This window comes from Butyrivibrio sp. YAB3001 (assembly GCF_900112195.1).
Taxonomy (GTDB): domain Bacteria; phylum Bacillota; class Clostridia; order Lachnospirales; family Lachnospiraceae; genus Butyrivibrio.
In genome coordinates, this window is record NZ_FOKR01000009.1 from 153,291 (window position 1) to 166,046 (window position 12,756).

At 39.5% G+C, this 12,756-nt stretch carries 9 protein-coding genes; 8 read left to right on the forward strand and 1 reads right to left on the reverse strand.

Annotated elements, in window-relative coordinates; genetic code table 11:
- Positions 1–39 precede the first annotated feature (39 nt).
- The 8 genes from BM086_RS11270 (at position 40) to BM086_RS11305 (ending at position 10,857) form a co-directional block, all read left to right on the forward strand.
- The gene (locus BM086_RS11270) at positions 40–999 is read left to right on the forward strand and encodes a bifunctional 4-hydroxy-2-oxoglutarate aldolase/2-dehydro-3-deoxy-phosphogluconate aldolase (protein ID WP_092326474.1); all 960 of its coding nucleotides are present in this window, start codon (positions 40–42) and stop codon (positions 997–999) included.
- A 126-nt stretch (positions 1,000–1,125) separates the two neighbouring features.
- Positions 1,126–2,151 (forward strand): sugar kinase, encoded by a 1,026-nt coding sequence (locus BM086_RS11275; RefSeq protein ID WP_092326477.1) that lies wholly within the window; start codon positions 1,126–1,128, stop codon positions 2,149–2,151.
- 253 nt (positions 2,152–2,404) lie between these two features.
- Entirely contained in the window at positions 2,405–3,670 is a 1,266-nt protein-coding gene (locus BM086_RS11280; protein WP_092326480.1) for an HD-GYP domain-containing protein, read from the forward strand.
- A gap of 104 nt (positions 3,671–3,774) precedes the next feature.
- Entirely contained in the window at positions 3,775–4,824 is a 1,050-nt protein-coding gene (locus BM086_RS11285; protein WP_092326486.1) for a LacI family DNA-binding transcriptional regulator, read from the forward strand.
- A 222-nt stretch (positions 4,825–5,046) separates the two neighbouring features.
- Positions 5,047–6,003: an ABC transporter permease gene (locus BM086_RS11290; protein ID WP_092326488.1), complete on the forward strand. Its 957-nt coding sequence runs from the start codon at positions 5,047–5,049 to the stop codon at positions 6,001–6,003.
- A gap of 43 nt (positions 6,004–6,046) precedes the next feature.
- Complete coding sequence (locus BM086_RS11295) at positions 6,047–6,967, forward strand: carbohydrate ABC transporter permease (protein WP_092326491.1); 921 nt, start codon at positions 6,047–6,049, stop codon at positions 6,965–6,967.
- 63 nt (positions 6,968–7,030) lie between these two features.
- Entirely contained in the window at positions 7,031–8,677 is a 1,647-nt protein-coding gene (locus BM086_RS11300) for an ABC transporter substrate-binding protein (protein ID WP_092326494.1), read from the forward strand.
- Positions 8,678–8,988: 311 nt separating this feature from the next.
- On the forward strand, positions 8,989–10,857 hold the full coding sequence (locus tag BM086_RS11305; RefSeq protein ID WP_092326497.1) for a glycoside hydrolase family 35 protein: 1,869 nt from the start codon (positions 8,989–8,991) through the stop codon (positions 10,855–10,857).
- 201 nt (positions 10,858–11,058) lie between these two features.
- On the opposite strand, the gene BM086_RS11310 is transcribed toward BM086_RS11305, so the two are convergent.
- Positions 11,059–12,639, reverse strand: coding sequence for a serine hydrolase domain-containing protein (locus BM086_RS11310; RefSeq protein WP_092326500.1), 1,581 nt, complete (start codon positions 12,637–12,639; stop codon positions 11,059–11,061).
- Positions 12,640–12,756: the final 117 nt, after the last annotated feature.

Below are 12,756 nucleotides of genomic sequence, written 5' to 3' on the forward strand. Positions count from 1 at the left end.
GTTTTAAGAATTGTTAACTTAAGAAGAAAGGCTATTAAAATGGATAAGATTTGTGAAGAACTCTATAAAATTGGTATTGTACCTGTTATAGCAATTGATGATGCGAAGGACGCTGAGCCACTTGCAGAAGCTCTTATAAAGGGTGGACTTCCAGCAGCAGAGGTTACATTCCGTACAGCTGCAGCAGAAGAGGCAATCAGAATTATTTCTCAGAAATTCCCTGAGATGATCGTTGGCGCAGGCACAGTTCTTAATAAAGAACAAGCTGATCGTGCTAAGGCAGCAGGAGCAAAGTTTATCGTAAGCCCTGGCTTTAACAGATCAAATGTTGAATATATTCAGAGCATTGGTGTTCCTGTAGTTCCCGGAACAGCTACTCCAGGCGAAGTCGAGCAGGCTATTGAACTTGGACTTGACTGTGTTAAGTTTTTCCCTGCTGAGCAGAACGGTGGTATTGCCAAGATCAAGGCAATGGCAGCTCCTTACACAAAGATGCACTTCATGCCAACTGGCGGTGTAAACAAGAACAATCTCAATGATTATCTCAGCTTTAATAAGGTATTCTGCTGCGGCGGAAGCTGGATGGTTAAGAAAGACCTTATTTCAGCAGGCAAGTTTGATGAGATTGAAGCAATGACAAGAGATGCAGTTAATGCAATGCTTGGCTTTACAATGAAGCATGTAGGCATCAATGAGACTGACGCTGCAGCTGCTGAAGCTACAGCAGATAAGTTTGATCTTTTTGGCTTTACTAAGAAGGTTGGCAACTCATCTGTATTTGCGGGTTCAGTTGTTGAAGTTATGAAGTCTCAGGGACGTGGCACACACGGTCATATCGCTATCGGAACTAACAATGTTGACAGAGCAGTTTACCATCTTGGAAAGCAGGGAGTTAAGTTTGACGAGACTTCATTTAGCTATGATGCTGATAATCATCTTAAAGTTGCTTACCTTGCAGAAGAGTTTGGCGGATTTGCGGTTCATCTTGTAAAGAACTGATGAGAGCAGACTTCTTTATCTGTTAATAAGTTTTATAACAAGTAATTGATTGCTTTTATCTCATTAGAATAAAACATGTATTTGTAGCGTTTTTTTATAAGAATATTAGAAAGAAGGATTAGTACTATGGCAAAAAAAGTTGTAACATTTGGTGAAATCATGCTTCGTCTTCAGCCTGATAATTATCTTAGATTTGTTCAGGTTGACCATTTAGAGGCAACATTCGGCGGCGGAGAAGCAAACGTTTCTGTTTCACTTGCTAATTATGGACTTGATTCAGTATATGTAACAAAGCTTCCAAAGCATGAAATTGGACAGGCTGCTGTTAACTCTCTTAGAAAATATGGTGTTGACACATCTAAGATAACAAGAGGCGGCGACAGAGTAGGTATTTACTTCAACGAAAAGGGTGCTTCACAGAGAGGTTCAAAGTGCATCTATGACAGAGCTCATTCTGCTATTGCAGAAGCAGTTCCTGCAGATTTTGACTGGGATGATATCTTTGATGGAGCAGAATGGTTCCACTTCACAGGAATTACTCCTGCTGTAAGTGACAGCCTTGCTGAGATTACTCTTGAGGCTTGTAAGAAAGCTAAAGAGCATGGCCTTACAGTTTCCTGTGACCTTAACTACAGAGGAAAGCTTTGGAGCAAAGAAAAAGCAGGAAAAGTTATGGCTGAACTTTGCCAGTATGTAGATGTATGTATCGCAAACGAAGAGGATGCAGGCGATGTATTCGGAATCAAGGCTTCTTCTACAGACGTTACAACAGGTAAGCTTAACAGAGAAGGCTACATTGAAGTTGCTCAGAAGCTCACAGAGCGTTTTGGCTTCAAGAAGGTTGCTATTACACTTCGTGAATCTATTTCTGCTAATGACAATAATTGGAGCGCAATGCTTTATACAGATGGAGAAGCATTCTTCTCAAAGAAATATGCACTTCATATCGTTGACAGAGTTGGTGGAGGAGATTCATTTGGTGGCGGACTTATTTACAGCTGCGTAAACGGATTTGATTCACAGGCAACTATCGAATTTGCTGTAGCTGCTTCAGCTCTTAAGCACTCTATTGAAGGTGACTTCAACCTTGTTACAGTAGATGAAGTTAATAAGCTTGCAGGTGGCGACGGATCAGGACGTATCCAGAGATAATTCGCTAAATAGGATATTTATCAGATATTAGAAAATTCAAGGGCTCTTTCTTTTGGCAGATAGCTAAAAGAAAGAGCTCTTTTTGGTACAGGAAATGCTGTCTTATGAAAATAATCTTCCGTGTTTGTTAATGTACATTTGGACGTGAATATAAACACATTATGCCGTATAATATATTTGGGAGAATAACGAAAAAAGTTGCACTATAGATACACACTTGTGCGGACGAAATTCTTTCTTATGAGAGGCTTTTATGAAAGTTGATAAGACTATTAATTCTTTTTTATTATATTTAGCTGTCTTTTCCATGCTGATTACAGGTTACTATGTTAACCGAATTGCGCTCAGCAATAATGTAGCGGGAGAATATGTTACGCAGATAAGTCTTACCGGTTCCAGACTGTCTGATAAAGTATATGCTACTGTCAGCAAGAATTCTGAAAGAAAGATAGCTGATGTTTATAGCACGGAATATGCATGTGTGCTTTATAACATCAGTGATAGCGCTATGAAGAATTGGAAAATGCTATTGACTGTGCCGGAGGGAACGATTGTTGAAAGTACACAAAATGCTGAATCTATCTTTTATACAGACAACAGCACACTTATAATAAGCCCCGAGGATTACAATGTGGAAATAGGTTCCTATGAGGCAATAGATTTTTTTGTCTCTTTGAGCACAAGAGAAGAGTTTAATCCCGGTCAGATCAAATTTGTCGGATATCAGGATTATACTAAGAAGCATGATTATTTAGGTGGAGTGATCATTGCTGCAATTTTTATTTGGAGCATTGCTTTTGTGGGATTTTTGGTAACAAAATACAATCTGAGAAGTTATTATGATAAGCAGCAGAATAGTGCCAGGATAATCCTTCAGTCAATGAATACTTTCATTAGCTTTATCGATGCTAAAGATCCTTATACAAGGGGACATTCCAAGAGAGTTGCAATGTATGCAGCAGAGATGGGAAAAAGAATGGGACTTTCAGAGGATGAGGTTCAGAATATCTATTACGCAGGTCTTTTGCATGATGCCGGGAAGATCAGTATTCCTGATGCTGTTTTAAATAAACCCGGGAAACTGACCGATGAAGAGAGGCGATGCATCCAGGACCATACAATTTCAGGCGGAAATATGTTGAAGCAATTATCGTCCATAAGAGGAATCAGGGAAACAGCGCTTTATCATCATGAGAGATTTGATGGAAATGGTTATCCTGAAGGACTTAAAGGGGAGGCGATTCCTTTATATGCAAGAATTGTGGGAGTGGCAGATTCATATGATGCAATGTCCAGCAATCGTGTGTACAGAAGACATCTGAATAAGGATGAAATTATAGAAGAAATTCAAAAAGGCTCCGGAACGCAGTTTGATCCGGATATTGTTAAATACATGGTTGATATGATCAATGATGGTTATGTTAATGTTGTAAAAATGGAGACATCTGACAGCGATGAGGATAGTAAAGATTTTCATCTGTCAGAAAGTGATATACCCGGAGTATATATGGGCTATTGATTTTGCTGCTCATACAGAAATGATTCAGTATTGACATGGTTGTTCCAATCTCGTAATATGTAATTGAAATCGGTTTCAAACGGTCCCCCAAGGATGGAGTTAGTATGGAACGAGACAAATCTAGTGTCGGTAAAACAATTACGATATATGATATAGCAGAGGAAGCGGGAGTTTCAGCTTCTACTGTTTCTCGCGTGCTCAATGGCAGCGCGTCTGTCCGTAAGGAGAAAAAAGAGAAAATCCAAAGTATAATAGATAAATATGATTTTAAGCCAAACGCGCTTGCAAAGGGGCTTTCTGATACAGCAACCAAAATGATAGGTATTTTGGTGGCAGATGTGCGCAATCCCTATTATTCAGAGATGTTTGCTTCCTGTGAAAAGGCGGCAGAGGAAGCGGGCTACAGTGTTGCGCTTGTCAATTTCCATGGAAGTAAGGAAAGGGAACTTGCTCAGCTTGATAACCTTATAAGACAGCGTCCGGATGCCGTTATCCAGATGGGAGGCCGTGTTGATGATCTGATAACTGACGATGCGTATGCTGAAAAGATCAGGCGTGTTTCACAAAATATCCCATTTATCATAACTGGCAAACTGGATAAAACGTCTGTGCACAGTGTTGTTATTGATGAGTCACATGGAATGGATCTTGTGATGGATCATCTTATTTCTCTTGGACATACAAAAATTGCTCTGGTCGGCGGCGAAATGCGTGTTGTTTCCACATACAAGAAGTATCAGAGTTATCAGGAAAGCCTTCAAAAGCACGGAATTGTTGAAAGAGGAGAGTATGTTGTTAACAGCTTCTATGATCCTGAATCCGGTTACGAAGCAACTAACAAAGTACTTGAGTTAAAAGACAGACCGACTGCAATCATTACCATAAATGACTTCGCGGCAAGCGGCGCACTCAGAAGCATCATAGAGCATGGACTTCGTATTCCGGAGGATATCTCTATTGCAAGCTTTGACAATACTTATATTGCAGAGCTCACTGTTCCTAAGCTCACAAGTATAGATTATAATTATTCGGATTATGGAAAAAAACTTGTGGATACAGCAATCAGTATTATACAGGGGAATGATGCAGAATATATACAGATGGTAGAGCCAAGACTTATAATTCGTGAAAGTACAGGACCGGTGCCGGAATGATTCGGCAATATTACCAAAATTGGAGAGATGTTCCCAAGGGAATGTCTCTTTTTTGTTGCATATTGCCAAAAATGCAATCGGTTTCAAAAAATACGTTGACGATAATGGTGAATTAATGATTAAATTATTATATGAAATCGGTTGCAAATAGTTAAAATGCACAAATGGGGACGTTGCTGATTTTTCAATCGATTGTGATTCTACCAAATGTGGGAGGCTATTATGAGTAAAAATAGTAAAACATCTTCTACTACAGGAATAAGAAAACGCGGAGTGCTTGAAACTTTGTGGAGATACAGGGTTCTTGAGCTCATGTGCCTTCCTGCAGTTGTCTTTTTCTTTTTGTTCAGTTACATGCCGATGCCGGGAATTTGGGTTGCATTTGTTAAGTACAATTACAGAGATGGTATTTTTGGAAGTAAATTTGTAGGACTTAACAATTTTAAGTTCCTTGCTGAATCAGGTAAACTCTTTGATCTTACCAAGAATACAATTTTATATAACATAGCATTTATCATACTCGGAAATCTGCTCGCAATTGTGGTGGCTATTCTTCTCAATGAGATGCAGAGCAAGATGTTCAAGAAGGTTTCACAGACAATGATGTTTCTTCCTTACTTCATTTCACAGGTTCTTGTAGGAATCCTTGTTTACAACCTTTTGAACTATGACTATGGATTTGTTAATGAGATTCTCACTTCACTTGGAAGAGAGAAATGGGGACCATACTCAGATGCATCTGTCTGGCCGGTAATTCTTGTTATCGTTCATCTATGGCAGCAGACAGGCTATAACTCAGTAGTTTATTTTGCTGCAATCTGCGGAATAGATGCAGAGATAATTGAGGCTGCAAAGGTTGATGGAGCAAACGCTTTCCAGAAGATCAGATACATCATTCTTCCCGGACTTAAGCCAACAATCGTAATTCTTCTTTTGTTTGCTCTGGGCGGAATCGTAAAAGGTAATTTTGGTCTTTTCTATAATATTATTGGTACAAACTCACTTCTGTATCCTACAACAGATATTATTGAGACTTATGTATACCGCGCAACAATCACAGACTTTAACTTTTCTACAGCTTCAGCTGTTGGTTTGTATCAGTCGATTATTGGTTTTGTGATGGTTATGGCAGTCAACTTTATAGTTAAAAAGATTGATCCTGACTATTCATTATTCTAAAGAAATACTGAATTACCATAAAGATAGAAAAGAGGAGCACAAAATGTCCAAGAACAACGAAATTGAGATGACAGGTGTCAAAGTAAAACTTGGCGTTTCAGATATCATAATAAGAACTGTCGGCTATGTGCTGATAACATTTTATGCACTTGCCTGCGTTTTTCCATTTTTGATCATTATCGGAACATCTTTTACAAATGAATCAGTTATCAGAGCAGAAGGCGTTAAGCTGATACCAAAGGAATTTACGGTAAAGGCCTATGAGATGGTTGTAAGAGGCGGAATGATCTGGAAATCCTATGGACTTACAATAACACTTACATTGTGTGGTACCGTATGTGGTCTTTTGATCATTGCCATGACAGGTTACGCACTTCAGAGAAAAGACTTTCCTCTGAGAAATGCAATTTCTTTTTACATTTACTTTACATCTTTGTTCTCAGCAGGACTTGCACCATATTACCTTCTGATGACACAGACCTATAAACTTAATGACAGCTATCTTGCAGTATTCTTTCCACTTTTGATGTCACCATGGCTGATCATTCTTATGAAAAACTTTGTTAAGGCTATTCCTCATGAGATTACCGAATCAGGTAAGATTGACGGAGCGGGGGATATGGTTATTTTTACAAGACTTATCCTTCCTATGCTTAAGCCGGCACTTGCTACTATAGGTCTTTTCCTTGCCCTTGGTTATTGGAATGAGTGGTATCAGTCATCACTGTTCCTTAGTTCAAGAGTGGCGGTTAAGCCTCTTCAGTTCCAGTTATACAAGGTTGTTAACGAAACACAGGCCCTTAAGAATTCTATCGCGGGGCAGTATATCACACTTACAGATGTGCCTACAGAATCACTTAAGATGGCAACAGCGGTAATGGCTACAGGTCCTATCGTATTCCTGTATCCATTTGTTCAGAAATACTTTATCGGCGGTATTACAGTCGGTGCGGTAAAAGGTTGAGCAGAAATGAAATTCACATTATGTGAATTCACATATTTTTTCACATTTTAAAGGAGGATAAAAATGAAGAAAAAGTTATTAGCAACATTACTTAGCGCAAGCATGGTAATGGGAATCGTAGCATGCGGCTCATCGACAGATGGAAGTACAACAAGTACTGACGCAGGAAAGACAGAGACAACAACAAGTACTGACGCAGGAAAGACAGAGACAACAACAAATAATGTAAGCTCAGATGCTTCAGCGGTTGACACATCTGAACACGTAGTTGTTACTTACATGACAACAGGTGGCGCACCTGAAGGAAACCAGACAGATGCAATGCTTGAACAGCTTAATAAGATCCTTACAGAAAAAGTTAATGCTGAACTTGAAGTTTACTATATTGACTGGACAGATTATCTTTCTAACTACAACTTAACACTTGCACGTATGGATGGAACAGTAGACCTTGTAGGAACAGCTTCTGACTGGCTTGATGCATGGCCAAATGCTAAGAACGGCGCTTTCCTTGAACTTTCAGAGGATATGCTTAAGACCTATGCACCTAAGACTTGGGCGTCTGTTTCACCTGAGCATTGGGAACTTTGCAAATACAACGGAAATATCTACCTTATGCCTGAAGATAATTATGCACAGTGGACTAACCACGGCTTTGCATATCGTCTTGACTGGGCAAAAGAAGCTGGATTATCTGATGGTGTAAAGAGTTGGGAAGACCTTACAACATATTTCAGATATGTAAAAGAGACATATCCTGATGTTATTCCTTGGGATTCAGATGGTACACAGTATGCAACAATGGTTGGTGGATGGATCACATCTCATTCTGACTATGTTTCAATTGACGGTATCAATTCAGGCGCTATGTGGGGCGGCAAAAAGAACGACCTTTACACAGTATACTCACCTTATGTAACAGATACAGATTCACTTGTTGAATTTGCTAAGATGATGAAGGAATGGGATGAGATTGGCGTTTGGAAGACAGACGTTCTCAACAATACAACGTCTGACAACAGAGAAGATTTCAAGATCGGACGTGTAGCAGCAGAGCAGCACCACACACAGACATGGACAGACCTTTGCTCACACAAGGATGGTTACACAATTTATGATGATCCTAAGGCTGAGACAGGCTTCTTCTACTTTGGTGAAGAGACAAATAACCTTGTAGCTCTTTCAATCACTCATGGCGCAATGGCTATTTCAGCAGCTTCCAAGAATCCTGAGAGAGCACTTATGGTTTACGATCTTATCAGAAACGATCCTGAGTGCTACAAGCTCTTTAACTATGGTGTTGAAGGAAAGTCTTATGAGATCACAGCAGATGGCATGAGAAAGACACCTGAGGGATACAACTCAGCTACAGACGGAATTTCTGTAAACTACTGGTGGGGACGTAATGATGACCTTGAGATCAAGGATTCTACATTGAACTGGGATGCTATCGAAAAGCTTTATGCTGAGTATGATAAGATCAAGATTGACTATCCATATGGTCAGTTCGTTCCTGATGTAGACGATATTCAGTCAAAGATTGACAACATCAATGATATCCACACAACATATATGAAGCAGATTGCATTTGGTAAATTCCAGGGAACTGCTGAAGATATCGTTGCTGAGTATCAGGCAGCTCTTCAGAAAGCCGGTATCGATGATGTTACTGCAGAGCTTCAGAGACAGTTCGATGCTCTTTACAAGTGATTAAGTTCTGAGTTAAAAAGGGAATACTGTGAACTATACGCAGTATTCCCTTACTTTGAGAAAAAGGAAACTGTCATTAAAAAAATCGTTTTTTGTTTTTATACCTTTACTTCAATCTACTGGGATTTGAAGTAAAGATATAAAGGCAAAAAGAAAATATGATTTCCAAATGTTACGTAGGATTGTGGCAGCGTATTGTGCGTAATAATCGTGACATAATTTTTGACCTTTACATCATGTTAAGACTGAATAATGAACTGTGAAGTTGGAGAAAGTCACTTAGAGCTTTAATAAGGAGGTAGATAATAAACATGGGAAAATTTGAGATTAAAGACACGTTTTATCTTAATGGTGAACCATTTAAGGTAATCTCAGGTTCTTTTCATTATTTCAGAACTGTTCCGGAATACTGGCAGGACAGACTTGAGAAACTAAAGGCACTTGGTTGTAATACTGTAGAAACTTATATTCCTTGGAATCTTACAGAACCTAAAAAGGGCGAGTTTAATTTTGAGGGCTTTTGCGATATTGAGAAGTTCATACAGACAGCTACAGAGCTTGGACTTTATATCATTATAAGACCATCACCTTATATTTGTGCAGAATGGGAATTTGGCGGACTTCCCGCATGGCTGTTAAAAGACAGAAATATGCGTCTTCGTGTAAGCTATAAGCCATTTCTTGATGCAGTAGAAGATTACTATAAGGTTCTTATGCCAAGGATCACTAAGTATCAGATTGATAACGGTGGCAACATAATCCTTATGCAGGTAGAAAATGAATATGGCTACTATGCAAACGACCATGAATACATGAAATTCATGACAGACCTCATGAGAAAATATGGAGTTACAGTTCCTCTCATCACTTCTGATGGCCCATATCATGAGAGTTATCGCGGCGGATATGCAGAAGGAACTCATCCTACAGGAAACTTTGGTTCCAAGACTGAAGAACGTTTCGATGTGATAAAAGACTATGCTAATGGTGGCCCACTTATGTGCGCTGAGTTCTGGGTTGGCTGGTTTGACCACTGGGGAAATGGCGGTCACATGAAGGGCAATCTTGTCCAGAGCACCGAGGACCTTGATAAGATGCTTGAACTTGGAAATGTCAGCATTTACATGTTCCAGGGAGGCACAAACTTTGGCTTTATGAACGGTTCTAACTACTATAATGAGCTTACACCTGATGTTACAAGCTATGACTATGACGGAATTCTGACAGAGGATGGACAGATCACTGAGAAATATCGCAAGTATAAAGAAGTTATTTCAAAATACGTTGATGTCCCTGAAGTGAATTTTAGCATGGATATAAAGAGAAAGAGCTATGGAGAGCTTACCTGCAAGGAAAAGACAAGTCTTTTCTCAGTTGTAGATGATTTAAGCACTCCTGTGCATCTGCCATATACAGTAAATATGGAGGAACTTGATCAGAGCTACGGATATATCCTTTATCGCTCAAGATTACATTCCGAGGCAGGAATTGCCAAGCTTAAGCTGTGGGAGACTGCTGACAGAGCCAATGTATTTGTTGATGAAAAACCGCTCATCACTCTTTATGATCACGAACTTGATGCAGAACATAATATTCCTCTTGAGAAATATCTTGCATGCAGTCAGCCTGCGCAGATGCTTGCTGGAAAGTTCATGATGGAGAATGGACTTACTCCTGAGACAGCAGCAGGTGCTATGCCCGAAGCCGGTCTTGGAACAGGTTCTTTGGCAGGACTTAATGAAAGATTTGACGTTCTTGTTGAAAACATGGGAAGAGTAAACTTTGGACCTCGCATGGAAACTCAGAGAAAGGGTATTGGCCGTTGCGTACAGATAAACGGACATATTCACAATGACTGGGATATTTATACACTTCCTCTTGATAACATAGATAAAGTTGATTTCTCTAAGGACTACAAAGAGGGAACACCGGCATTTTATCGTTTCGCTTTTGATGTTACAGAAAAGGGCGATACTTTCCTTGACTTTGAAGGATGGGGCAAAGGTGTAGCATTCATTAATGGCTTTAATCTTGGAAGATTCTGGGAAATCGGACCTCAGAAGAGGTTGTATATACCGGCTCCACTTCTTAAGGATGGAGAAAATGAGATAATAATTTTTGAGACTGACGGCAAGGTTAAGGACACAATTGAACTTATGGATGAACCAGATATCGGATAAAAGAGTCTAAATATAAATAAGGACAGTTTTTGTAAGCATACAGAATATTGCTTGCGAAAACTGTCCTTTTATTAAATGATTGTTTGTGCGCAGAAGAAACGATATGGCTATATAATATATCATTTGAATGCTCAAAATTCGCTTCCCCAAGGAGTTAGTATGATTTTAATAAAGTATGGCAGGAAGTGTTGACTGGTAATTCTAATTACATTGCAGATATCCGTGCAGATGTCCGTCGAATTCTTTGAAATAAGTTTCTTCAATCTTGCGCATGAAAACAGTGATTTCTTTTTCTTCAAAGAATAGTTCAAAGCGCACTGAACCAACGCATTCGCCGATCAGATGAACGCGTATATACAATGTATTTTCTCTAAGCCAGATGGCACCTGCTGTATAGTGGGTGCCATATTTTGGAAAAATACCTTCCTGCATGTTCTGAATACCAAAGTTTATGTCATACTGAAGAGGAGAAGTAGACTTTTCATCATTTCTTATCAGTCTGAGCGTTGACACTCCGTTGTGGGATAAGTTAAGCTGAAGCGAGCTAAATCCCTGGGCGTTTTCATCAAGATCATATTTTAACACTGAGAAGTTTCCGGAGTTATCCCGTAGGCTATCTGCGGAATCAATATTGGCTCCTTTGGGATTGGCGACTCCTTTTATGAATTCGGGAAGATCCTCAAGAATCGGATTCACAAGGCGGCTTTTGGGCATTCTTGGAGGTGCTATCTCGAGGAAATTTGCAACTTCAACGAGAGAATCGTAGGCACTTTTCTTTTCATCCATTATGGTATTGAGCGGTGCATTCTTTATGCTTGGTAAAAGAATATTGTAAATCGCGTCATAAATTACCTGATTTCCGCCAGCTATTCCCTGAGTATCAGCAGTTGTCATGATGAGCAGCTCTTTTTCAGGGAGACTGATTGCCAGCTGGCCACCCATGCCGTATAAAACGTAGCCGCCCATTTCATTTTGCCATATCTGCATTCCGTAGCCGGAAGCTTCGCTTGGAAGGGGACCTGTCATGATAGTGTCACTTAAGTTTGAGGTGGCTTTTTCGATAAGCTCGGGATTTAAAAGTGTCCTCACAATACCATCATTGCAGGTTATAGTCCCTTTTTTATCCAAAAGGAAAAGAACTTTAAGCACATCCATTGGAGTTGCCATAAGTCCGCTGCCACCGATGGATACGCCAAAAGGGTCTTTTATCATGTAGGATTCTTTGCTAAAATCCATATAGTTTAGGATTTTTTCCTTGAGATAGTCAAGCATTGGCTTTCCTGTGAGTTTCTCCACAAGAGCGCAGAGCACATGCGCAGCGGATGTATCATAGTGAAAAACAGTGCCCGGTTTATGAGTGGGAAGGGTTGTAAAAAAGCTCTTTGTCCAATCTGAAGTCATATCTGCCTTGTAGGTTGCAGCTGCATGACAGGTGCGCATCATAAGCATATTTTTTATGGTGGTGGCTTTTATCCAGGGATGCGTATCTGCGTTTACATATTCCGGAAAATAGTCAGTAATAGAATCATCTAAAGTGATTTTCTTTTCTTCAAGAAGCAGAAAGATAGCTAACGCAGTAAAGCTTTTACTGATGGAAAACATTCTGTGAAGCGTATCCTGAGCGTAAGGGGCATAGTATTTTTCTAAGACAAGTTTGTCCTGACGCATTATAAGCATAGAATGCATTGGGATGTCTTTTTTATCAAGGAAAAGAAGTAGTTCCTTAATGCTTGATGATGGGATTCCGACTTCTTCAGGCAAAGCTTTCTTAAAAGTAAACATGGCGCGCTCCTTTACTGACAGGAAATTACTTTTTGATTATTAGATAAATGATATCATAAAAGAAAGATAATAAATATCATATAGAAAATTGTTTTGTTAAAATCACTATGCTATAAT

Excerpts from the sequence above, each read along its gene's own strand:
- BM086_RS11270 (WP_092326474.1), top strand. The coding sequence starts at position 40 with ATGGATAAGATTTGTGAAGAACTCTATAAAATTGGTATTGTACCTGTT.
- BM086_RS11275 (WP_092326477.1), top strand. The coding sequence starts at position 1,126 with ATGGCAAAAAAAGTTGTAACATTTGGTGAAATCATGCTTCGTCTTCAG.
- BM086_RS11280 (WP_092326480.1), top strand. The coding sequence starts at position 2,405 with ATGAAAGTTGATAAGACTATTAATTCTTTTTTATTATATTTAGCTGTC.
- BM086_RS11285 (WP_092326486.1), top strand. The coding sequence starts at position 3,775 with ATGGAACGAGACAAATCTAGTGTCGGTAAAACAATTACGATATATGAT.
- BM086_RS11290 (WP_092326488.1), top strand. The coding sequence starts at position 5,047 with ATGAGTAAAAATAGTAAAACATCTTCTACTACAGGAATAAGAAAACGC.
- BM086_RS11295 (WP_092326491.1), top strand. The coding sequence starts at position 6,047 with ATGTCCAAGAACAACGAAATTGAGATGACAGGTGTCAAAGTAAAACTT.
- BM086_RS11300 (WP_092326494.1), top strand. The coding sequence starts at position 7,031 with ATGAAGAAAAAGTTATTAGCAACATTACTTAGCGCAAGCATGGTAATG.
- BM086_RS11305 (WP_092326497.1), top strand. The coding sequence starts at position 8,989 with ATGGGAAAATTTGAGATTAAAGACACGTTTTATCTTAATGGTGAACCA.
- BM086_RS11310 (WP_092326500.1), bottom strand. The coding sequence starts at position 12,639 with ATGTTTACTTTTAAGAAAGCTTTGCCTGAAGAAGTCGGAATCCCATCA.